This is a genomic window from Pseudobacteriovorax antillogorgiicola (genome assembly GCF_900177345.1).
GTDB classification, from domain to species: domain Bacteria; phylum Bdellovibrionota_B; class Oligoflexia; order Oligoflexales; family Oligoflexaceae; genus Pseudobacteriovorax; species Pseudobacteriovorax antillogorgiicola.
Window position 1 is genome coordinate 121641 of sequence record NZ_FWZT01000015.1, and the last position, 23403, is coordinate 145043.

18 protein-coding genes are annotated in these 23403 nt (G+C 48.2%); 7 read left to right on the plus strand and 11 right to left on the minus strand.

Going from position 1 to position 23403, the window contains the following annotated elements:
* Nucleotides 1–61: 61 nt before the first annotated feature.
* Nucleotides 62–727 (minus strand): class I SAM-dependent methyltransferase, encoded by a 666-nt coding sequence (locus B9N89_RS18995; RefSeq protein ID WP_132319806.1) that lies wholly within the window; start codon nucleotides 725–727, stop codon nucleotides 62–64.
* A gap of 195 nt (nucleotides 728–922) precedes the next feature.
* Here B9N89_RS18995 and B9N89_RS19000 point away from each other — a divergent pair, with 195 nt between their 5' ends.
* Complete coding sequence (locus tag B9N89_RS19000; RefSeq protein WP_159455489.1) at nucleotides 923–2641, plus strand: sensor histidine kinase; 1719 nt, start codon at nucleotides 923–925, stop codon at nucleotides 2639–2641.
* A 54-nt stretch (nucleotides 2642–2695) separates the two neighbouring features.
* On the opposite strand, the gene tdh is transcribed toward B9N89_RS19000, so the two are convergent.
* The 3 genes from tdh to rlmM all read right to left on the minus strand — a co-directional run bounded on the left by tdh (nucleotide 2696) and on the right by rlmM (nucleotide 6059).
* On the minus strand, nucleotides 2696–3730 hold the full coding sequence (gene tdh, locus B9N89_RS19005) for an L-threonine 3-dehydrogenase (protein WP_207912275.1): 1035 nt from the start codon (nucleotides 3728–3730) through the stop codon (nucleotides 2696–2698).
* An 11-nt stretch (nucleotides 3731–3741) separates the two neighbouring features.
* A complete protein-coding gene (locus tag B9N89_RS19010) occupies nucleotides 3742–4929 on the minus strand; it encodes a glycine C-acetyltransferase (RefSeq protein WP_132319810.1) in 1188 nt (395 codons plus the stop codon).
* A 95-nt stretch (nucleotides 4930–5024) separates the two neighbouring features.
* Nucleotides 5025–6059 carry a 23S rRNA (cytidine(2498)-2'-O)-methyltransferase RlmM gene (rlmM, locus tag B9N89_RS19015; RefSeq protein WP_132319812.1) on the minus strand — a complete coding sequence of 345 codons (1035 nt, stop codon included), beginning with the start codon at nucleotides 6057–6059 and terminating at the stop codon, nucleotides 5025–5027.
* 167 nt (nucleotides 6060–6226) lie between these two features.
* Between rlmM and B9N89_RS19020 the strand changes: the two genes are divergently transcribed.
* Together B9N89_RS19020 and B9N89_RS19025 are read left to right on the plus strand one after the other, a co-directional pair.
* Complete coding sequence (locus B9N89_RS19020; protein WP_132319814.1) at nucleotides 6227–7204, plus strand: GGDEF domain-containing response regulator; 978 nt, start codon at nucleotides 6227–6229, stop codon at nucleotides 7202–7204.
* A 31-nt stretch (nucleotides 7205–7235) separates the two neighbouring features.
* Nucleotides 7236–8102, plus strand: coding sequence for a hypothetical protein (locus B9N89_RS19025; RefSeq protein WP_132319816.1), 867 nt, complete (start codon nucleotides 7236–7238; stop codon nucleotides 8100–8102).
* Here B9N89_RS19025 and B9N89_RS19030 read toward each other — a convergent pair.
* Nucleotides 8029–8751 (minus strand): hypothetical protein, encoded by a 723-nt coding sequence (locus tag B9N89_RS19030; RefSeq protein WP_132319818.1) that lies wholly within the window; start codon nucleotides 8749–8751, stop codon nucleotides 8029–8031. The genes B9N89_RS19025 and B9N89_RS19030 overlap by 74 nt on opposite strands.
* Before the next feature lie 162 nt (nucleotides 8752–8913).
* On the opposite strand from B9N89_RS19030, the gene B9N89_RS19035 reads away from it, so the two are divergent.
* Complete coding sequence (locus B9N89_RS19035; protein ID WP_234996132.1) at nucleotides 8914–9915, plus strand: FecR family protein; 1002 nt, start codon at nucleotides 8914–8916, stop codon at nucleotides 9913–9915.
* On the opposite strand, the gene B9N89_RS19040 is transcribed toward B9N89_RS19035, so the two are convergent.
* The 3 genes from B9N89_RS19040 to B9N89_RS19050 all read right to left on the minus strand — a co-directional run bounded on the left by B9N89_RS19040 (nucleotide 9912) and on the right by B9N89_RS19050 (nucleotide 14582).
* Nucleotides 9912–11711: a DUF885 domain-containing protein gene (locus tag B9N89_RS19040; RefSeq protein ID WP_132319822.1), complete on the minus strand. Its 1800-nt coding sequence runs from the start codon at nucleotides 11709–11711 to the stop codon at nucleotides 9912–9914. The genes B9N89_RS19035 and B9N89_RS19040 overlap by 4 nt on opposite strands.
* Before the next feature lie 114 nt (nucleotides 11712–11825).
* On the minus strand, nucleotides 11826–13109 hold the full coding sequence (locus B9N89_RS19045) for a sensor histidine kinase (RefSeq protein WP_132319824.1): 1284 nt from the start codon (nucleotides 13107–13109) through the stop codon (nucleotides 11826–11828).
* 99 nt (nucleotides 13110–13208) lie between these two features.
* Nucleotides 13209–14582 (minus strand): ABC1 kinase family protein, encoded by a 1374-nt coding sequence (locus tag B9N89_RS19050; RefSeq protein WP_132319826.1) that lies wholly within the window; start codon nucleotides 14580–14582, stop codon nucleotides 13209–13211.
* A gap of 290 nt (nucleotides 14583–14872) precedes the next feature.
* On the opposite strand from B9N89_RS19050, the gene B9N89_RS19055 reads away from it, so the two are divergent.
* Nucleotides 14873–16231: a hypothetical protein gene (locus B9N89_RS19055; protein ID WP_132319828.1), complete on the plus strand. Its 1359-nt coding sequence runs from the start codon at nucleotides 14873–14875 to the stop codon at nucleotides 16229–16231.
* A gap of 267 nt (nucleotides 16232–16498) precedes the next feature.
* Here the strand turns inward: B9N89_RS19055 and B9N89_RS19060 are convergent, their stop codons facing one another.
* On the minus strand, nucleotides 16499–16738 hold the full coding sequence (locus B9N89_RS19060) for a hypothetical protein (protein WP_143478219.1): 240 nt from the start codon (nucleotides 16736–16738) through the stop codon (nucleotides 16499–16501).
* Between the two features lie 271 nt (nucleotides 16739–17009).
* Here B9N89_RS19060 and B9N89_RS19065 point away from each other — a divergent pair, with 271 nt between their 5' ends.
* Together B9N89_RS19065 and B9N89_RS19070 are read left to right on the plus strand one after the other, a co-directional pair.
* The gene (locus B9N89_RS19065) at nucleotides 17010–17951 is read left to right on the plus strand and encodes a type 1 periplasmic-binding domain-containing protein (protein ID WP_132319832.1); all 942 of its coding nucleotides are present in this window, start codon (nucleotides 17010–17012) and stop codon (nucleotides 17949–17951) included.
* Nucleotides 17952–17992: 41 nt separating this feature from the next.
* Entirely contained in the window at nucleotides 17993–21169 is a 3177-nt protein-coding gene (locus B9N89_RS19070; protein WP_132319834.1) for a DEAD/DEAH box helicase, read from the plus strand.
* Between the two features lie 3 nt (nucleotides 21170–21172).
* Here B9N89_RS19070 and B9N89_RS19075 read toward each other — a convergent pair whose 3' ends face one another.
* Both B9N89_RS19075 and B9N89_RS19080 read right to left on the minus strand, forming a co-directional pair.
* Entirely contained in the window at nucleotides 21173–22210 is a 1038-nt protein-coding gene (locus tag B9N89_RS19075; RefSeq protein WP_132319836.1) for a metal-dependent hydrolase, read from the minus strand.
* Between the two features lie 142 nt (nucleotides 22211–22352).
* A complete protein-coding gene (locus B9N89_RS19080; RefSeq protein WP_159455490.1) occupies nucleotides 22353–23096 on the minus strand; it encodes a substrate-binding periplasmic protein in 744 nt (247 codons plus the stop codon).
* Between the last annotated feature and the right edge of the window lie 307 nt (nucleotides 23097–23403).

The following is a 23403-nucleotide window of genomic DNA, read 5'->3' on the forward strand; positions in this document are numbered from 1 at the left end:
GACACAGATCGACCCGGAAATTCACATATGAAAATGTGGCGTATTGCTGTTATGAGCCGGCCTAGGAGAGGATAGGTTCGTCGCTCGCAGCGAATAGCGCAACATTGCCGATAACCTTGGTTTCAACATACTTGAAGTGATTGCTCAACATACTCCGTAAGCTATTGAGACTGTCGTACTCATTGCCAAAGACTCCCTTGCGGTTGTATAGTTCAAGAATGACCCTGCCTGGGAAATTAAATGGTTTTTGTTGGCCGAGGATTGTAGCTCCAAAGAGAATACCGAATGGCTGAAGGATAGATTTGAGGTTTTTGATTGCAGGCTCCTTTTTCATCATGGGGCCTTCAAGACAGTGGATCACATAGTTCAGGCTGATAGAATCAAATGGTGCGATGTCTTGTCGAATGGGCCTAAGGATGTCATGAATAAAAATTTCTGGGCTAAAGCGAGAGAGAACTTTCTCAGCTGAATCGAGGCTATTGCGATTGATATCCATTAAACCAAGGCGAACTGCTGATTTTGTAATTTTACTGCGATTCAAATAGTAGCCGGTGCCGACTCCCACATCAAGATGATTCAAGGATTGAAATCGCTGGAAATGCTCCAATTGGCGCTTGGTAGGGCAGTTCCAGAAAAAGCGATTCGAGATCTTCAGCACCCAAAGGTCATAGATTTTTAAGACAAGCCTGGTATAAGCTCGTGCACTGGCTGGGGCAGCAGCTTCCAAAGCGCCCTCCTTTTCTCCTTAAAGCCGGTATCGATTCTTGGTAGAGAATAGTATATCAGCACTTTAGGTGGTGAATATTATTAATTTTATTTAAGACTGCCAAACTCGGTGACATTAAATGAGTATTCATTCTCAAGTACCTGCGTAACTATCCCGAACAAATGGAAAGACACCACGATGACGATTAGAGTCACTATGAACTTTAGGTTAGCTGTTGCTTCTACTATCCAAGCATTGGTGGAAGCTGGTGAAAACTATGTATCGGGCCATGAGGAGCGTGAGAGGCTCAAGCTCCTCAACGTCGTGTGCCTTTTACTTGCTAGCATTTGCTTCTGCTATGTTGTTGGTCTAGGGCCGTTCGTGGGACTTATTCATATTATCCCTATGTTCTTAGCGGGAGTCCTCTATTTACTCGCGATTTATTGCAATAGCCGAGGCTTCCTTTGGTTGGGGCAGCAGAGTGCGTTCTTTATCGGAAATGTCCTAGTGTTTATCGTTAATGAGACTTTCGGCTCCAGCTGCCAAACATATTTATACTACATCGTCGGAGGTTTCTTTGCCTTTCCTCTTCTGAACCATCAAGCCAAACCCTACAAGATTTTTTGGTCTGGGCTCTCCCTAAGTCTGCTTATCATCTGCCACTTTAACGAAACGGTATTCACAACACCCATCGATACAAGTAAGGAGTTTAAATCGGGGCTGGTTTTTGTCTCACAATTCGGTGTTTTCCTCCTTTCATCGATCTTAACGTGGAACCTTGTGAACTTTAATGATCGTTTGTTTGAGGAGGTTCGCTATCAAAACAATCTACTCAGGAAAACCCACCTGATTGGCAAGCTTGGTAGCTTCGAGCTTCTTACTGAGCGGCAGACTTGGATACTATCTGAAGACTTCTGTCGTATTTGCGGCTTGGATACGGGCCTAGCCTTTAAGGAGATTCCTGTGGATGAAAACCTTATTCACCCAGACTCTCGTCAGATTATTCGAGAAGCCTATATATCTACTCGAACTGCATCCCAGGCTGCTATCGAACTAGAGTATCAGATGGTCAGAGCGGATAATGGCAAGATCATCGATGTAAAAAGCTTCATGGACATTGAGCGGGACAGGAGGGGCTGTACAGTAAAAGTTCTCGGTATTATGCAGGATATCACTGAAGAAAAAGCTAGAGCTGCGACTATTAAGGAGCAGGAAGCGAAGATTCTGGCAAACTCGAAACTATCGTCATTGGGTGAAATGGCAGCTGGTGTTGCCCATGAGATTAACAACCCCTTAGCCATCATCAGTGGCAAGTCGCAACAACTACTTCAGCTCGTGGAGCGAAAGCGCGATACACCTGAGATGATGGTCAGTGGTCTGAGTAAGATTGTCTCCACGGCGGAGCGGATCGCGAAGATCATTCGAGGTTTGCGCTCGTTTTCTCGGAACTCCGAGGGTGATCCCATGGAGCCTTTTGCCCTTTCTCAAATTCTCGACGAAACCCTAGCCCTGTGTCATGAAAAGTTAAAGTATAGTGGAGTGGCTCTAGAGTGGCCTGAGGTTGATGGGATTATCGTGGAATGTCGCCCGACGGAAATTTCCCAAATTCTTATGAATCTTATCAGTAATGCTCTCTCTGAAGTGGAGAACCATCAAGAGCCATGGATTCGTATCGAGTGTCAAACCACTCCAGATCGGGTCGATATTCTTATTGTCGATAGCGGTAAGGGTATTCCCACGGTTGTGCAAGAGAAGATGATGCAGCCGTTCTTCACAACTAAGGAACTAGGGCAGGGGACAGGTTTAGGGCTCAGCATTTCAAAAGGTATCGCCGATCAGCATGGTGGTAGCCTCGACTACGAACTGTTTGAAAATCATACGTGTTTTCGACTCAGTTTGCCACGGAAGAAGCAGCTGGGAGAGCGAGTGGCTTGATGGATGGAGCTGGCTTGTTAAGCCAAGCCCCCAATGAGGTAAGTACCAATGAAGCTACCAGGAAAGAACAACCTTGCCTGATAATCCTTCGTTCATAATGGCAAAACCCTTCTCATAGTCATCCACATTCATGCGGTGTGTGATGATAGGCTCAAGATCCAAGCCACTTTGCAGCATGGATGCCATCTTGTACCAGGTTTCAAACATCTCACGGCCATAGATGCCTTTGATTTGCAAACCTTTGAATACTACCAAACTCCAATCAATGGCCACTTGATCTGGAAAGATCCCAAGAAGAGCAATTTTGCCGCCATGGTTCAAGCTTTCGAGCATGCTGTTAAAGGCATGGGCATTGCCAGACATCTCTAGGCCAACATCAAAGCCTTCCGTCATCTTCAATTCACGCATGACATCATAGAGCTGACGATCTTTTACATTAACGGTGCATGTTGCGCCCATTTTTTGAGCGAGGTCGAGACGGTAATTATTGATATCTGTAACGACCACATGTCGCGCACCAGCATGGCGAGCTACGGCAGCAGCCATAATTCCAATGGGACCTGCACCAGTAATCAAGACGTCTTCGCCCACTAGATCGAATGATAAGGCCGTGTGAACGGCATTACCATATGGATCAAAAATTGAAGCGATATCATCGCTGATATCGTCTGGAATCTTAAAGGCATTCCGTGCCGGAATAACAAGATACTCCGCAAAGCTACCTTGGCGATTGACTCCGACTCCAACGGTGTTTCGGCAAAGGTGGCGAGTGCCAGCGCGGCAGTTGCGACAATGGCCACAGGTTATGTGACCTTCTCCAGATACGCGATCGCCCTTTTGATAACCCTTGACATGGCTACCAACCTTTTCCACAACACCTAAAAACTCATGTCCGGTTACCATAGGAACAGGAATGGTTTTCTGAGACCACTGATCCCAGTTATAGATGTGGAGGTCAGTGCCACATATTGCGGTCTTTTTGATCTTGATGAGCAAGTCATCCGGGCCCATTTCGGGGATCTTAACTTCTTCCATCCACAAGCCTGGCTTACGATGACGTTTTACCAGTGCTTTCATTAATGTCGACATAAGTGTCTCCTCTACTGAATGATGCCGAGCTTTCGCCCTACCTTGGCAAAGGCATCAACAGCTTGTTGTAGTTCTTCGAGCGTATGGGCAGCACTCATCTGGGTGCGAATACGAGCTTCCCCTTTGGGAACGACTGGGAAAGAAAAGCCTATCACGTAAATTCCTTCATCCATCAAAGCATCAGCCATCTCGGAAGCTAGCTTGGCATCTCCGAGCATGACAGGAATAATGGGGTGTTCTCCTGGCAAGAGTTTGAATCCAAGTTCGGTCATCTTCTCACGGAAGTATTGACTGTTGCGACGGAGAGTTTCAATCAAGGTACGATCGGTTTCCAGCATATCCAACACCTTAATCGTCGTTGCCGCAATCACTGGGGCCAGCGAGTTTGAAAAAAGATACGGGCGCGACCGCTGGCGTAACCAAGCAATGATCTCTTTCCGACCGGAGGTATAGCCGCCGGACGCTCCCCCCAGTGCCTTACCCAAGGTGCCCGTGATGATATCGATGCGATCCATCACCTGGCAGTGTTCGTGAGTCCCGCGACCGCTCTCACCAACAAATCCAACAGCATGGGAATCGTCGACCATCACCATTGCTCCATACTTATCTGCCAGGTCACAGATCTCGTTTAGCTTGGCAATGTAGCCGTCCATAGAGAACACACCATCGGTGGCAATTAGAATATTTTTTGCGCCCTGTGCATCCTTCAACTTGTCTTCCAAGTCTTTCATGTCGTTATTTGCGTAGCGAAACCGCTTTGCCTTGCAAAGTCGAACGCCGTCAATGATGCTGGCGTGGTTAAGTGCGTCACTGATGATAGCGTCCTCAGGACCGAGTAGCGTTTCAAACAGGCCACCATTGGCATCGAAGCAGCTGCTATAGAGTATGGTGTCTTCGGTGCCTAGGAATTGTGATAGTTTGTCTTCTAGCTGCTTATGGATATCCTGGGTCCCGCAAATAAATCGGACTGACGAGAGTCCGAAGCCATATTGGTCGATGGACTTTTTTGCAGTTTCCACAAGATCTGGGTGATTGGATAAGCCTAGGTAATTATTGGCACACAGGTTGATAACCGACTTGCCTTCTGATTCGATTCGCGACTGCTGGGGAGTCGTGATCACTCTTTCTTTTTTAAAAAGGCCATTTCCCTTTAGCTCTTCGGTTTGCTGGTGGAGAGCTTGGAGAAAATCTTGTTTCATGGGGTTCGACTCCTTTAGTTAAAATGACCGGTTAGGCTGTTTTAGCAGAGAATATCCCCCGGAAAAACCAAAACCTTCCATTTGGTCTCGCCGTCCTATTTCTCCATGAGCACCGTGATTTCCTCCCGATCGTGATAGAGGTGCTTTGCCCTCAAAATCCTTGGCTGCAAAGCTCCCAGGGTGTCGAGACATTGCTGGGCTTCCTGGAAGCGCTTCTTCATTGGTAGCTTCAGATTGAAGATTGCCAGATCGCACCAGCCCTCTGAGAACCACTTGTAAATTAGGTTAGTTACCTGGGAAGGTTGGTCGACCATGTCACACACCAGGATATCAGCCCTCCCCCTGGGTCTGAACTTATAGGCATCCTCCTGGCAGTGCTCGACTAAGCCAGATGCCAGTAGGTCGGGGCTCATGGGGCCGTTATCTACCGAGTAGGTAAAAATATTGTGTTTAACTAACTGGTAGGTCCAGCCTCCTGGTGCTGCACCGAGATCGACACCTGTGCAACTGTCCTTTGTAAAAAGAGGGTGCTTCAGGCCGCCGGGCAGTAGGTCTAAGAAAGCCTCTTCGAGTTTTAATGTCGAGCGTGACGGACCATCTTTGGGAAACTTAAGCCGATGGATACCACCTGGATAAGGTGACTGATTACCACGCCATGATATTCCTGCGATCGCTTCTTGGTAGCTTAGAAAGCAGACGTGCAGACAGGGGGCGTCTTTGTCTTGGCTTGCCCTCGTGATCCCCTCCTGCTTAAGTCCTTTGGCCAAAGGGTGAATGAACTTCTTTAGAAATCGAGATAGGGCCTTGCCATCATTGGTATCGGGTGATTCCAGAATGATGTCTTGAAATCGATCCACCTCTTGGGATTGAAACCAGCGAACGATGGGAGTGACTCGGTCGTGATCTGGAAGGTCTTTGATGTTTTCGGCAGTTTCGTAAAGCTGGCGGGCGAAGATGAGATCACCGAGCAATAGTCGGAATGCATGAGGTCTATTGACCAAAACCAGCCCTAAACCGTCTAGGGTTTGGCAGTACGCTCCCTGCTGCTGATGGCTAGCGTGGTTCATGGTCTCCGCTGCCAGGTCTTTTTCAAAGCCAGGTCGGCAAAATAATAAGGTTTTACCATCCATCGTGACTCCCTCCCGCACGGTTTAAAGCGATGTATCTACCTCATATCATCGCGAACTGAAAGCCAAATCCTGGGCTTTCGGGCCAGGCCGAAACAATACAAGAAAAACAGATTTTGGATCAAAAAATATCCGATTCCTTTATTAGGAGTCCGCAACGGGAGATAAGGATGACGAAAGAGGCCCGCCACACAGTTTTGGTCGTGGAAGACAGTGATGTAGATGCAAAAATTCTACAAAAGTGTCTTGCGCGGGCGTTTGATGTAATTCGATGTAGTACTGGTGAACAGGCTCTGAAGATGCTCAAGCAGCAAAAGATTGATGTTCTCGTACTGGATATCAACCTCCCCGGGATGTCTGGTATCGATGTGCTACGGAAAGTCCGATCCCGAGCGAGAAAGGACTACCTAGGGGTTGTCGTGCTCACTGCAGGTAGCGAGTCTGGAACCACCGAACTCGCCCTGAGTATGGGTGCCGATGGCTTCGGCACGAAGAGCGATGCGGTTCATCATATCGTGCCTTTGACTCATGCAGCTTTGCGAGTGAAAGCGATGACGGATGAGTTGAGAGATCTCAATCGCAAACTGCGACGAGCCAACTCTAGACTCACTCGCCTTTCCAATACGGATCATCTCACCGGGCTCTACAACATGAGATATATCAACCAACAGCTAGAGCAGGAGTTCCGTCGTGCGAAGCGTTATGGGACCTTCTTTTCTGTGATCATGATTGATATTGATCACTTTAAGACGGTCAACGACGACTGTGATCATCTTATGGGGTCCTTTGTGATTAGCGAGCTAGGGAGACAAATCAGACGTGTGACCCGTGACGTAGATTTTGCAGGGCGGTACGGCGGTGATGAGTTCATCATTCTACTACCTGAGACCAATGCTGAAGGGGCCCATCAGGTGGCCATGAGGCTGCGAGATATGGTTAATCATACAATTTACGATAATGGGACGAATCGCAAACGCATTACCTTGTCGCAAGGGATTCACTGCTTTCGACCAGAAATCGATCGTGTGAATGAAGGTGTTCAGGAAGCGCTTCGTTCCGCCGATGCAGGTCTGTATGAAGCGAAAGAAGGAGGGCGGGATCGGATCGTGATTATCCCAAGTTCCAAATCTGTAAAAAAAGCATCGTAGATCCGCTCGTTTTTGGATACAGGGAGGTATCATGCTGGGATCATTCTTGCTAACTTTGGCTCTGCAAGGAGAGGTCGTATCCTTTCAATGTCGTGCTGCCCGAGAGTATATTACAACCTACCGTTACCTCAAGGATCATAAGGAGTTTTCTCTGAATGACGAGCAGGTCGAGCGAATCGCCTTCGAAGTGACGAAAGGATGCAACGGAGCGGCCTATCGCTTTACGGAAGCAGTGAATACTCTGGTGAAGGCGCAGTTAGATACAGCTTCCGCTATTCGAACCGGCCGTGATCTAGCTCAGAGAAACGATGGTGCTGCCGAAACCTTCCTGACAGTTTTTAAAGCTTCGTATGCCTCCGATGTGCTGGACTTGCCCCTCATTGACGCTCTGGCTAAGGCGAAGCAGCTATCTCTAAACCTAAACTCTATTCCGCCATGGCTCGAAGAAGACTTTCGGGACCTAGCGTTTACCTGCGTGGAGGTGTTGCAGCTACCGAGACCTAAGTGTGCAAACTTTGTAACGAAGCTAGTCTATGCTGCAGCTCGGTTGCAGAATGATCAAGGAGACCATCTCGACAAGGGAGTTGCCAAAGCATTTCACGAAGGCTTGGACTTTCTTACCCAGAAGGATGCTGGACCCAAGCTTGCCCGGTTCGATGCTCTTGGAATCCTAGAAGAAATCCTATTAGTTTCTCCTTATGCCCTAGCAGAATTTGTCGATTTGTATCGGTTTGCAGTTGACAAGAAAGACCGACCTTTACCACGAGGTGATGCCGTAGAGTTTGCCAAGGGTATTTCAAAGCTTGTGGTTCAAAGGTCTAAGGTTAGAAACGCCAAGCCAGGCTCAGAGCCGGTTGAAGAACCCCAGCTTCCGGAAGCATCTGAAGCTCGACAATAGGGCTGTAGATTTTTTTCTTGTAGTCTAGATGGCGCTGGTAGGTGATGGACCAGCTATAGTCAAAAATCAATGGTAATGCGCAAGATAGAAGTGCAAAAGCACCCTGGGCCCGAGTCTGTTGGTCTTCCGTAGCGCTTAGTACTGAGACCGCAGCTCCAAAATTTACAACGGCACCGATATAACGGAGCCTCTTGGCCATCCTTGCGGCTGACTCAAGGCTTTCCTCAGCTCGACGCTCGCGGATGAGCTGTTCCCGTTTGCTCTTTCCCGGCAGTTTTCGAACTCGAAAATAATCGTTGCGATAAGGCGAGTAGAAAAGCGACATACCTATTGTCACTCCAAGCCAGCCTCCACCAATAGAAGCAGCGACGAGCCCGGAGTTGTTGATTTCGGTGGCACGTGTCTCAGGCTCTCCCTCTGGAGCGCCTTCTCCCATCGCTCTGATTCCCGTAAAAAGATTGATGATCGCGGGCACCTGTGTTTGGGCGTGAACAAGCCAGCGCTCGTTATTCTCTTCGCGAGCTTCCTGTTCTAGAGTCTCTAAGGCACTGGGCGATACAAGTAGTTCGGGGTAATCGAACTTGGTTTGACCATAAGATGGAGCTGTTAGGGGAATGGTCATGGCAACCGTAAGGAGTTTGGACTTCATAGCAAACCTCGTCTTTGACGATTTGGCGAGCCTCATAGCCTGACAAGGCCCACTAAGAACATAAGTTTTCGAAGCTTTGGCATATAGGTTACAATAAAAGCTGTCATCCATAGTTTAGCATATGAATACCGAGGTTTTGTTTTGGGGGAGGGCATCTTCGTGATGAGCTTGCGATCAGTTGGGCTGTGCTTTATCTTAGTGGCAGGAGTTGGCCTGGCTAAGGGGCGAAACGAAGCGACCTTAACCAAGTTCTATGGCAAGGTTAGGCTATTCAAGAACCCTAGTCAAAACAAGGATGGTCCGGGGCCTTTTGCCAAAGTCGGAGGCACTTATTTCACCGTTGTAAAGGCCGCAAAAGGAGCGACGCTTAAACCTTTTGAGCGAATTCAGACTGGATCACGATCCAAGGCCAAGCTTGTTTATAGCAATGGCGATCAGATCACGGTTTCGGCAAACACCGCCTACGAAGTCTCTCTGGAAGGAGAGTCCGGGGTCAAAAAGCCAGTTTATGACATGATTTTTGGAAAAATTCGAGGTCTAATCAGGGGTGATGGACCACGCCATGGCATGAAGGTGCGATCGAATACAATGGTCATGGGCGTCCGCGGAACCGATTTCTTTGTTGCCGCTAGGGGAAAGTCAGGCCATACTGAGGTCTCTGTACTTCGTGGACAGGTGGAGGTGACTCCGCGACAACCCAATGCCAAGCCAGTCAAGGTAGACTCTGGATTCACTATTTCTGTGCCCAAGGTTCAGCCAAAACCCAAAGGCCAGGCGAATGATCCCCTTTCTGATCTAAAAGTTTCAACGGTGAAAGTTGAGCCGACGACAAAGGCAGCCGTGGCAGAAATTTATCAAGAAACGATTATAACTGCCAAGCAAAGTCAGGAGGAACAAGAGATCGTGCCACCCAAGGTGAAGGCTCAGCTAGAGCAGCTAGAGCGTAAGGCGGTGGAGGCCACCCGAGATGATATTAAAAAACACGACCCCGTGCTGTTCGAAAAAATTAGGAATATTCCAGTCCAGAAAATTGAAAGTGCAGACGATCTCCAAGCTATCACAACGAAGAAGGCCTTTGATGCGGCACCGAAGGCCAAGGCATCAAAGGCTCGTTTTAAGGATCTGGAAAATTCAGATATTTATGATAAGTATTTCAGTGACTAAGTCTTCTTGGGTGTTTTCTTAGATGCGAGCCACTGATCAAATTCTTGCTCCAATATATCAAGGGGGAGTGGCCCGTTCTTTAATATCTGGTCATGAAAATCAGAAAGTTTGAAGTCCTTGCCAAGATTTTTCTTGGCCTTTTCCCGAAGTTCTAAGATTTTCAGCATTCCAATCTTATATGCAGTTGCCTGGGCTGGCATCACAATATAACGGTCAATGGCTTTAACAACCTCGCCCTTATCGGAAGGTGTATTGTCCATCAGGTAGTCAATGGCTTCTTGCCGTGACCATTTTTTCCAGTGAATCCCAGTATCGACAACCAATCGTGTAGCTCGCCAGAGTTCCATTGAAAGGCGTCCAAAATCAGAGTAGGGGTCTTTATAGAAGCCCATCTCCTTTGGTAATTTCTCGCTGTAGAGTCCCCAGCCTTCAGTATAAGCAGTGTAGCCGCTCAATCGCCTAAACTTTGGCAGGCTTTCAAGCTCTTGGCTGATACTCCGTTCAAAGTGATGACCAGGAATCGCTTCATGGTAGGCAAGAGCTTCCATCTCATAGCGCGGAACCTGCTTGAGGTCATAAAGGTTCACGTAATAAATCCCAGGACGCTTGCCGTCAAGGGACGGAGAATTATAAAAGGCGATTCCCGCCGAAGCCTCACGAAAAGATTCTACAGGTTTCACCTCAAGCCCTGCTTTTGGTAAAATACCAAAGACTTTGGGGACAGCTTTTTCGATTTCAGAGATGATACGCCTGGTTTCGTTGAGGTACTGCTGTTTGCCTTTCTCGCTTTGGGGAAAGTAGAACTTGTCATCAGTCCGTATGTAGGTGAAGAATCTATTGAGATCTCCTCTAAATTTGACCTTTTTTCGGATCTGATCCATTTCTTTGTGAATGCGAGCGACCTCATTCAAGCCGATTTTGTGAACCTGCTCGGGGCTTAGATCTGTGGTCGTCATGGTCTTGAGCCGGAAGCGGTAAAACTCATCGCCATTGGGGAGTGTCCAGGCACCAACGTTTTTCGGGGCCTTGCTCTTAAGCTGGGTCATATAGCTAATAAGGGATCTATATCCATTAGCAACATCATTCTCCAAGGCACTTTGGGCAGCCTTGAGAAGACTAGCTTTTTGATCATTGCTTAGCTGAAGCTTCTTAACCTTGCCTTTGAAGTCTTGGAATAGGGTCGAAGGAGTCGCCGTCCGTTCGAATGGATAGCCTTTCAAAAGATTTTGGGAGTCTGTGATGACTTTGTCGTACACAAAGGCCGGGGGAATGATGCCCTTGGTTTCACGAATCTTCAAGTTGGTGATGAGTTGGGTAAATTGTTCGTCGACCTGCTTGAGGCGGGATATATAGGCATTGGCATCATCTTCGCTAGCGATTTGGTGCATGTTGATCATAAAAGCTGGGAGTTGCGACTGCAATCCGAACATCTGATTTACGGGGTAATTATGGTGGCGATACTGGTAGCCTTCAATATCGTTTTCAAGGTCAGCCTCAAAAAGCTGATAGGAAAGCCTATCTTGACCGTTAAGTGAGGTAAGTGAAAAGTACTTTCTAAGTGCCGCGAGTCTAGCTAAGCGCCTCTGATACTCTTTTTTGGAGCTAGCTTCTGATATATCATCTAACTTATCGTAATCGGTTTTGATTCCGAGATAGGTCATTCTCTGTGGGGATTCTTGCAGGTCTTCTTGAAAACTAGTCTCGAAAAATTCAGCGAGAGAAGCTGGTGTTTCTGGGGTGCTTTGACACCCAGTTAGTCCCACTAGAAGAGGAAAAATGAAGGGGGAAAATCTCATATAGACTCCTTGGAAGGTTTGCTAACACTGGCTGAGAATAACCTGCTTTCGGTAACTTTTCGATATGCCATTCAGTGTGGAGTCGCAGGCGTAGCAAAGCTTCGAGCATCTTCATCAACTGGCCAAGTTGTCTATGATTGCGTTTTCGTCTTGAATCATCGGTAGGGTGATGGTGAACTTGGTCTGACCGGGGGCACTCTCCACTTCTATGGTCCACTTTAAGGAGCTACATAAGCGGGCTACCAATGCGAGGCCTACACCGCTGCCTTTGCCAGCCTCCTTGGTGGTGAAAAAAGGGTCGAAGACGTTTTGAATGATGTTCTCTGGGATGCCGGGTCCGTTATCCTCTATGGTGACCACAACATCATCGTTGTTGATGCAGCTATCAATGATTATACGTTTGTCAGCGATCGCGGCAATTTCTAAGGCATCAATAGCATTATCAATAATGATGCGGAGCATAATCCTTAGGTGGTTCGCCGAACCCTCGCCTAAAAGATCACTTACCACACGATTTTCAATGACCAGGTTTTTACAGCGATCGATCTTGCCTCTGATGATATCTTGAGCTTCCTCAACAACGTTTCTCACTGAAAAGGCTGTCAGCATTGTCCCGCTCAGCGGAGTGTGGTGACCAAGCGCTAGTAGGCTGTGCACGATATCAGTGATTCGTTGAACATTGAGGCTTAGTCGCTCCAGTTTTTCCTGGATATCATTGGCAACCTGTTCTTTTAACATCCACCGTTTGAGCTGGCTGATGTAGCCTTTGATCACTGCTAGTGGGTTATTGATCTCATGAGAGATACCCCCAGCAAAGACACCTAGCGCAGCTAGCTTTTCCTGGAGCCTCAGCTTTTGTTCATCCTCGCGGATCTTATCAAGCGCTAAGATTGTGGTGTGCTCTGCATAAACCGTGATCCCATAAATTAATATGATGGTGGCGAATCTCACTACAAATATGTCGGGTGTTTGCTGGAGGTAGATTTGAGAACTCGGAAAAACTCCAAAAATGAGCGCTAATTTGAATAAGATAACGATCCCTAGGGTCAAAGCTCCCCAATAGCGGCCCAGAAGAATTACGGCCACAGCGATAATGACTGGAAATAGGTTGTGTGAACCGGCAGCAGTGGGGTACTTCGAATCTAAAACAATAGCGCAGATCGCAATAGTACTTGCAGCGACAATGATAAAACCACCAAGTTTTTGCAAGCGATGGCGACCAATGAGCCATTGACTGAGAATGAGTGCGATTCCAAGAGTGAGGCATAAACCTCTCACGGTGGCGTTGGCATGCCCTAAAACAAAGAGCATAGACACAGATACGACCCCACCCATCGTCATGATAAGTCGGGTGAGTCGAAGTTTTTGGTCAGCGATGGTGCCTTCAAAATTTATCATGGAGCGCCTTAAGACTCCTTGGTTAGCGTGGAGTAGCCTACAGGTAGTCTATCATCCTTCACTAGGCAAAGATGTCTCAGAGGCTATAGGTCCCGACACTCACTGATCGAGGTAGGGCTTGATCATGTCCCAAGCGTCAAACCGAGCGTCCAGAGTCTTTAGAATGATGAAAACACCACCTATTTTGCGATCGAGGAAGATGACTTCCCTTGGAGGTGGTCTGAGTTTGAAAGTCAGAGCATATTCTGTGGCCTTCTTGGTAATTCGATTGGGTAGCTCCGATTCGCCCCAGCGGTAGCGATTGTTTTCGTCGAGAAGGTCGTGATTGGTCCTAGGGTCATCAAGGGGCAACCATGGCTCCACTGCCAGCGATGCTAGGTCCATGAAGCAGTTGAGCAACTCAGGGCCGTCGGAGTCTTTGAGAAAGCCGACAGCCTTCGCTCCTGCAATGCACATCTCCTTGTCGTTCAGCATGGCCCCAGTGAGAAGCGTGCGGTAGTGACCCACAAAAGTCTTGGAAAATTTTCGTAGGGCTCCAAAGTCCAGCAGAATAATCTGATCTGAGCCATCCTGATTTAGGCGAACTTTGTAGTTGCCGAAGTGGGGATCAGTTTGAACGTGATGGTGGACAAATAACTCCTCCAAGAAAAGCTTAGCGAAAGCCTGACCTAAATAGCTACGGCGGTCGCCGGATAACCGAGCAACCTCGGGACTATCGAGGTTCACTCCCTGTTCATAGGACGTCGAAATGATTTTCGGTCCCGAAAACTCTGGAAAGGTTCTCGGGACGATATAATCCTGCTGCCCCTCCAGCATACTGGCCATTTGATCGGTGTATTTCAGCTCCCGAGTATAATCCATCTCTTGCTTCAATACGGCATTGATTTCTTTAAACATGGCCTCGAAGCCTTCGTTATGAGTTGGTAGCACCTTGAACATGGCTAAGAGAGAGCGGAGTGTTTTGACATCACTGTCGATGGCGTTGGCGACGCCCGGATATTGGACTTTGACACAGATTCGCTCACCGGTTTCTTTGATGGTTGCCAAGTGAACCTGACCCATGGAGGCAGCCGCGAGTGCTTCCTCTTCGATATCAAGTTGAGCGAGTTGCTCTTCGGTGAATCTCTTCCGGATGATTGGCTCAAGGGATTCCCAATTGAGAGGAGGGCTGCTTTCATTCAGGGACTTGAGAGCTGTGACAACCTCCTCTGGGAAGAAATGCTCCCCATAAAGGGCTAGCATCTGACCAACTTTCATCAGGCTACCTTTGAGCTGTCCTAGCTCTTTGGCTAGGCGATGGGCCTGCACCTCTAGGAGGGCTTTGAACGAACTCTTTTTGGTATCCTTGTCTGACAAGGCGTGCTTGAGGCTATTGGCTGCGATGGATGCTCCAGATTGCAAGGCAACCTTTGTCATGGAAAGGCTTCGATTTAGAAATCCAGATTTGATTTTCTTAAGCTTTTTATCGGACAAGAATTCACCTCGGCTGTGGGTCCTGATAGTCGCTTTCAGGGATTTTGGCAATCGGCTGGGGCCGACTTCAATTGTCCGCCTATTATAATTAGAGTTTCTTAAAAAATGGAGCCCTCTCCGGAGGCGCCTAAGAAAAATCACCCATGGGGAAGCTTGCGGAAGGGCTCCACATGCCTGATTATACTGGACTTAAAAATATTTTTTGTGGGGGCTTAAGAGAGCTTCCCATCGATCCGATAAGACAGTTTGGTGAGACACGTGCGTCAAAGCACTTCGTGAGGGGATTGAGAATGAGAAAGCTTCTGATAGCCAGCATGCTTGGCTTTCTGTCGTTTGGCGCGTGCAAGACGACAGAGTTCAAAACTAATGGTGGCCAAAGAGCCATCGGCACTGAGACTGAAACCTTCTTTCAAGATGAGTATCCAACCAAAGCCCTAAATCTTGTAACCGGTGACGAAAGACTGGCTGCCATCGAACAATTTAATCAAAGCCCGATTCCACTTGATATTCTTATCGTTATCGACAATTCAGGGTCGATGGCAGAGGAGCAACAAGGCCTGGCCGATAAAATCGAGCCCTTGCTCTCTGAGGTGAATGATAGCAACTGGCGGGTGAATATTATCAATACGGATGCTGGCGATCCTCAGTGTTCCCGGGCATTGATCGTTAAAGGCGATCCACAAGCTGCTGAAAAGTTCAAGGCAGGGATCAACGCAGGAACCGATGGAGCTGGCTTAGAGCGGGGTGTGCTGCGGTCAGTTCAGGGGCTCGAATGCAACAACAACTGGCTTCGCACCGAATCTGTGGTTGCTGTCTTAGTTGTCAGCGATGAAGATAACTGCTCGATTGCCAATGGCAACTATGGCTGTGAAGATGACCCTAAAGAGTTAAACGGTGAGATGCTCCTAGAGAAATTATCCAGCATCCGCACTGTGGGTGAAACAGCTCGGGTTTATGGAATCCTCTTCGGGCCTGACGATGATATTGCCGAGTGTGTTGGTAATAACAATGTGACAGCGACGATCTACGACGACGTTATCCAAAAGACCAATGGTGTTCGGGGCAAGATCTGTTCTAACGACTACACTCAGACCCTACAAACGATTTCAAGAGACTTGGCGAGCCTTCTAAAAAACCAATTTTCATTGGCAGCACAGCCCCACGATGGCTCTGCTAGAGTATATCTTGACGGTGAGCGCTATGAAAACTTCACAGTTGAAGATAACAAGGTAGTCTTGGCAGATAGACTAGCCCAAGGGCAAACAGTCACGATTGACTATCTCTATGGCGAAGTGTCGGGGCTCCAGACTGTAGCGATTGATTCACAGCCGAACCCTGGATCGATCCAGGTGATCATTGATGGTGAGGTTGTCGACCCATCTCGATTTACCTTTGATGACCAGCAGGGTTACAAGATCAAATTGGCAGATCCTCTGGTTGGAGTTCACGACATTACTGTAAGTTATAAGGAAGAAATTCCTCTTAAAAAACAATTTGCCTTGACGAGAAGAAATTTTACCGGTGTCGAAGTTACGGTAAATGGGCAAAATGTTACCTTCACGGCGGACCCTTTGAACGGATCGGTAAGTTTGGATGAGACTCCTGCTCCCGGTTCGGAGATTGTGGTAAGCTACGATTACATCAAATAATACGACGATCGTAGGGGCTTAGGGAAGCACCAAGCCCCGAAGCCCCTCCGCCAAGCCACTCCCACAACAGTCTCATTGATAAAACTTGATAAGAATAAATAATTTCAAATACGAGCCTTTTGCGTGTTTAATTCCTTCATGACTCCTTCGAGTTATTTGATCCCCTCTATGGCCAGGTAAGCAAGGGCGTGCTTCCTGGCCTATAGCTTTTTTCTCCTATAGCAATTTTCCAAGATTCTCATTACAAGAAAGAAAAGGCAGCAGCCTCTAGCCGTTTGCAAATTTTTTTAACATGACTCGCCGGAATTTTCCCTCTAGAACGTAGACAACCGTCAGGTTGTTGAGGCTTAGGAGGAGATGGATATGCGAAAAATGAATGTCGAGAGAACCGCTAGGTTTCTTATCGACATGAGTTTTCTTTTCTTCTATGATCCCCGTATCTTGGGAGGTTTGCGAGTACGCACCCAAGTGTATCGAGTTCTTTGAAAAGTCGGTATTGGGTTGCATGGATGAATCCTTCCATGTGTAAAACCGTAAAGGTTTGTGAACTCAAGTACTACAGGGGGAGGCTAACGCCTGTGAAGCCTGTATGTCTAAGGAGCTGGTTGCCTTGTGCTGAACAGCTCCCGATTCGGGCGGGAATCGCTGTGGCTGAAGTGCTACAGGAATCCCCCACTAGAAACGCGCAAGCGATTTAGTGGCGGGAGGCCGTCAATATATTGTGGTTTCCAAAGAAGCTCTCTCAAAAGCTCAATTTTAAGAGGTTCTACCTAGTTTTATGAGATATCTCCTTTCGCTCGTTCTTATGATCTCGCTGGCCCCATTCAGTTTTTCAGGGTCACTAAAACGTGTCGTCCTGGTTCTTGATCGCGAGGAGTCCCAGGGGTTTGGGGTTGTCCCCCTTGCGGTAGAAGGTTTGAAAAAGGCTGAGCGTCAATTTAATATTTTCTATCAAATCGTTGAGACCGATGCTGCAAACCGCTACGAGGCAACCCTCCAGGGGTTGGCCCTCAAAGGCTTCGATCTTATGATCGGGGTTGGGCCCCGTGCTAATGATAGCCTTTGCGACTTAGCTTTTTTGCATAGTCATATCCATGTGTCCCATGTGTCACTCATCGAGGGAGCCTGTGACAAAGGTCGCAATGTGTCCCTCCTAAAGTTTGATCAGGACGCCATGAGCCAAGCGTTTCAGCAGTTCATCCGAACGGCACGTCAGTCCAAGGAGCCCCGATTTGCTTGGATCGAGGAGCAATCAGATCCCCAGGCCCTAGAGATTCAGAAGCAGGTCATCCAGGGCTTACGGGGTGACAAACCAGCGCCAACGATCGAGGTTTACGATTTGGATCAAGATCTATTTTCCCCCCTAAGTGCCCGCGTCCAATCCGGGACTTACGATGGGGTGATCCTGATGGCAAACCCAGAGTTGCAAAGGCGCTGGCTTGAGCAATGGAGCCGTGATGTGCCATTGATGCTCTCTGGGAAAGGGGCAGGGGGAGCAGCTTTCCGTCTTGTGAAGCGGACTGATGAGTTGGTCTTTCGAGAGATTGGTAAGCTTGTCACGGATCGAGTCCTGGCTCGGGAGACGGTCTACGGCTTTGCCGATGGAGCCTTAGAACTAAAATTCCCTGAAGGCAAGGCACGGATTTCTAAAGACGTTCGGCAGGCATTTGATGTGGTGATACGGCCCCGGAACCCGCGGCTTGACACAGCTACTGAGTAATCCAACCCTTATTAATTTTTGCTTTTCCTAACTGAGCGTTTATGAAATACGACAACCTCCTGATTCCCGATGAATACCTCGAAGATCTGATATCGCTCTTAGAGCGAGAGCTTGAAAAAGAATACCCCAAGACCAAGGTCAATAAAGGGCGACGGCTCCTCGACAACGGCATTCAAAGTTTAGGCTTTGAAGGGGAGGAGGGGTTTGCTGAGATCTCCGAGAGAGGCGAGATCCATCAGGTTTCTATGACATTGCCAATCTTTGATCTCGCTGGGGGCTATAGCGTGATCAAGTGTACTTGCCTTCAGGATCACTTTCAGCTTGAGCCAGAGCGTTGTCACCATATGTGGGCGGCCCAACACGGCTTGCTCGATGGAGCGAAAGCACGTCTTGAAGAGAAACAAGGTACTGGCAATTCGGTTGAGTCTCTCTTTGCAACCTTGGAAGCCGTAGTCGAAGCCGAGGATAATATTGAGGACGAAACTTTAAAGCCAAGGCTTCTGTGGCAGCTGAGTAAAGATTTCGAGCTAAGTCCAGTGGCATTATCAGCAGGTCGTGGGAGAGCAAAAAAGAAGGTACTAGGCTGGAGCGAACTTTTACGCCGCAATGATCTGTGGCAAGGAACAGTACACCAGCCTTTGATGACATATGTTCGTGTCGATCCTGGCTCAGGGCATGCCCTTGTTGACCACTTTAGTATCCTGCTAGACCTAGCAAAAATGTTAGATGCTCCGGTTCAGAATGAGGATGGCGATAGCATTAGCGTCGATGTCATGGGTACGGCACTCATCGGCAAGAATCAAGAAGACGGCTTGATCGTTCAGCCCCGCTTTCATGATGGAACGGAGATTCAGCATCTGGATGCAGAAGGTGGTGCTGTGAGCTTTGCCACTGCTACACAAGTTCTCCTAGCCCCTCTCAACCCTAAGCAATTTACCTTGATGCAGAAGCTGATTGAACAGCCTGTTGCGGTTCCTTCCAGTGACAAAGATCGGCTTTTCCAGTATTTATCAAAACTTAGCGATCAGATTCCAGTATCGATGGATCGTATGGCAGAGGGTGAGGCAGCTGACGATCGATTGATCCTCAGGCTTATTCCTTTCGAATCCGGTGCGATTAAGGGCGAAGTCTGGGTGAAGCCCAGCCCTACCGGAGCTTATATGATTCCAGGAGTTGGAATGGAGTCGGTGCTAGATCTTAGCGATCCTGAGCAGCCATACTCACGGCCACGAGATCTTTGGCGGGAGCAAGAGGTAGCCCAGGAGCTAGCTGAAGATCTCGGGCTCGATCGAATGCCACGTCACGGACCCAATGACTTCATTCTCGCTGATGTGCAAAGAGCCTTGGGGTTGATCGAGGCCTTAAAGCAAAGTCGACTGCGGGAGCGGTGCTTGATCGAATGGCCCAAAAACGGTGCCCAGAGTCTTGAAGGTAAGCTCGAACTCGGTGACAAGCTTGAAGAACAGGCCATCTCCATTGCGATTGGCGAACCACAGGACTGGTTTCAAGTCAAAGGCCAAGTGGAGGTTCAGGGAGAGTCCCTGCGCCTTGAGGAGCTACTCGCTGCGCTTAAGAAGCAGCGCCGCTTCATTCAATTGCCTTCTGGTAAATGGGCCACCATCACGGACGTTTTCCGCAAGAGAATGGAGGCAGTCCAAGGAGTTTTAGAAGAGGACCAAGAGGAGGTTTTTGTCAGCCCTGGGCAAGCAGAAGAACTTGAGCGCCAAGTGGAGCAAGACAATATCCAGATTGAGCAAGCCTCCCAGGCCTGGTGGCGCTTAAAAAAACGAATCGTTCGCAAAGATATCCTGGACGAAAATCCTCCCAGAGACTTCAAGGCAACCTTACGGCCGTATCAGCTAGAGGGCTTTCGCTGGCTCCATCGCTTGGCTGTTTGGGGTATGGGAGCCTGTCTGGCCGATGATATGGGACTTGGCAAGACGATCCAAACTCTGGCTATTCTGCAAAAACACGCTCGCAAAGGGCCATCGCTGGTGGTGGCACCGGTGTCAGTGGCGAGCAACTGGCAGAAGGAGTGTGAGAAATTCTGCCCTAATCTTCAGGCCATGATCTATCGAGATCGAGATCGGCAGGATTTGCTTGATAACCTGATGCCTGAGGATATTCTTATTACAAGCTACGGCCTCCTGCTTCGAGACGTTGAATATCTGAAGGAAGTTGACTGGAATTGTCTCATTTTAGACGAAGCACAGAGCATCAAGAATGCTAAGAGCAAAACTGCGAAAGCAGTTCAATCCCTTTCGAGTCAGTGGACCCTAGCCCTATCAGGCACCCCTATCGAAAATCACTTGGGTGATCTATGGAGTTTGTTCCGCACAATCAACCCAGGATTGCTTGGTTCGTGGGAGCGTTTCAAGCGATCCTACGGATTTCCTATTAGTCGTGACAACAGTGAGGAGGCGCGCGCGCGCCTAGAAAAGCGTATCAAGCCCTTTATCTTACGCCGTTTGAAGAAGGATCATTTAAAGGAATTGCCGCCAAAATCAGAAATCAATCTCGATGTGGAGATGTCGTCGGATGAGATGGATGTTTACCAAGCCATTCGCCTTGAGGCGGTGCAAAAGATTGAAGGTGGCGATGAAGGCCAAACCGAGGCTCAGAAACGGGTGGCGATCCTTGGGGCATTGACCCGCTTGAGGCAGGCAGCCTGTCACCCCAAGCTAGTCATGGATACTTGGAATGATAGCTCCTCCAAACTAGAGCTATTTGCGAGCCTTGCTGAACAAGTTCACGAAAATAGACATAAAGCTTTGGTATTCAGTCAGTTTACCAGTCATCTAGCTCTGGTTCGCGAGAAGCTTGATGACCTAGGCTATACCTATGCCTATCTTGACGGCAGCACTCCCGTCACGGCACGTCAACGACAGGTGGACGCCTTTCAAGAAGGTGGTTTGGACTTCTTCTTGATTTCCTTGAAGGCTGGGGGTACCGGAATCACACTTACAGAAGCAGACTTTGTTATCCATATGGACCCTTGGTGGAATCCAGCGGTGGAGGACCAGGCCACCGATCGAGCCTACCGCATCGGCCAGACAAAGCCTGTTACGGTATACCGCCTGGTGAGCCGGGGTACCGTGGAGGATATGATCTTGAATGTGCACCGCGAGAAGAGGCAGTTAGCGGCATCCCTCTTAGAACACAGTGATAAAGTGGGCTCTCTTGGTAGCCAGGATTTGATGGCCTTGATCCAATCATAAGAGCTATGGCGATGCCTTGTGGGCATCGTCCACATCGAAAAACATGAAGCGATCGAAGAACTCAGAACCAGCACTTTTTCGGTCTGGAGGGATGAAAGCAAGCTCACCGTTGTTCTTGATCTTAACACTACCGAAATATGGCTCGTGAGCGTTTAAATTGAACGCATAGCGCATGGAATGACAATGGCAGCCGCCATCGTCGGTGTTCTCACAAATAGTCCAGGTAGCCCATCGCTGGTATTGACGATAGGCTGTGTCCGCCTCTGGAGTGCCGGACAGGTTGGAGCAGAGCTGGTCAGAAACGTACCTGTTATCGAGAGGTTGGGGAATGATCCGCGCTTCATCATCGGTCATGTAACTAATGATGCTTGAATTATAGCCATCGGGATGATCGTGCACCACCAGCCATACCAATGGAGATAAGGGTCCTGGAAAGGATAAGATCTCCTGTCTTGGTTCATTTGGAAACGCAAGTTTTTCGCCCTTATACTTAGCAATGCCAATGATCGTCCACCAGCTCACCATTACTGAGAAGACTGCAAAACCTATGGCTCTGACACGTGAGCAAGGTAGATCAAGATTTCGCCAGACCTGTATAAGTCCAATGGCGCAGATCAACCAAAACATGGGATCGATAATAAACATCATGGGCCAGGCATATCGGGCAAAGCTAGCAGGGTACCAGAACATCACGCCGTAACTAGTTAGGTAGTCTAGCAGAAAGTGGCTAATTAAAAGCTGTGAGCTGGCCCAGATGAGCGAGTCTTTCCAGGTGAAAATAGGGTTTTTGCGACAAATAAATCGTTGGATCAGGGCACCTAATACGACCATGAAGGGTAGGCCCAGGAATGAATGTGTGAAGCCACGATGATGGAAGTGGTAGGTCTCTTGCCCTAGGGCCGCCAGAAGAATATCGATGTCCGGGATATTCGCAACGATGGCCGAGGATAAGAGGAGAGCCTTGGGGCTTTTCTTTAAGGCGCGGGGATGAGTGGCGGCTGAGGTTGCGGCTGAAGCCAGAGCATGTGCAAGATTGTCCATGAGTCGGTTCCTAAAGAATTTTAACTACGGGATATTAGCAGAGGTAGGAGGTGTTGGCTAGAAACCATTCGTAGCTGGAAAGGGGCCTAGCGCCCCTTTTTTCAATCTGTTGAAGCATAGTCTGGAAGGCAAAGCCTATGCCCTACATGGCATTGACGCCCCACTTTTGTTTTAGAGCAGCCACATCACCTTGATTCTTCTTCATCCACTTGTTGAAGTCTTCGAGTACTTTAGGGTGCTTGATCGTTGAGAGGTGATAGGCTGATTTTGTATGAGGAAGATTGGGATCAAAAACTACTGCTCCTGGCTGCTTAAGTTGATTTGCTAGATGGTAGCGCGCGACTGCGATATTGATGTAAGCACCATCTACTCGACCCGAGATAACTTGCTTTAGCAAACCAGCGAAGCTGTTGTTTTCTTTGACAGTAATAGCCTTGGATTTAATATCTCCTAAGTAGTCCCAGGCTGTAAAACCGCGGGCTGTGCCCAGCTTCTTGAGAGCTTGCTTGCCTTTGCCCATATTTCCTGGAGTAACAACAACACCATCGATATAGTCTACAACTGCATCACTGTAAGTGACGTTTTTGCCTTTCTTCATGTCTTGTTGCCAGTAAGAGTTGTCGGGGTACTTAAAATCGAGCTCCGAATTAGGCTTAAGAAGCTCTTTGAAAAGTCGTGAGATGGGGAGGATCTTGTATTCTACAGTATGATTGTTGTCCTTGGCCCACATGTCAAGGAATTGTCGGGCAAAGCCTCCGTACTCACCCGCATCATGGGTATATTGAGGCAAGTATTGAATACGCTCGACTCCAACGACGAAGTGCTTTGCGTAACTGCTGGCAGAAAATAAAAGGGTAACACTGATTAGAAATAATCGAGTAAGCATAACGGCCTTCCTTAGTGATAAATTCCTCTCTATACATTTTTTTTCATTGGAGATCATTTGTCTACACCCAGGCTCTTTTTTTGAGAACTTTCTCGTTGGGAATAGCCTCGCTCTGTTTAAAAAACTTACTTTCTGCAATAATAGGCTGCTCGAAATCACACTTTTCGTCATTAGCTGCTAATGAAACAGCTTAAATGAGATAGTCCTCGTGAGTGTGTCCAATAATTTTACAGTTCTTTAGTTAGGTTTATTAGGTGCTTATCCCTACCTTTTCCGAGGGGCTGGGTGCAAGTCAGCAGACTCCGTA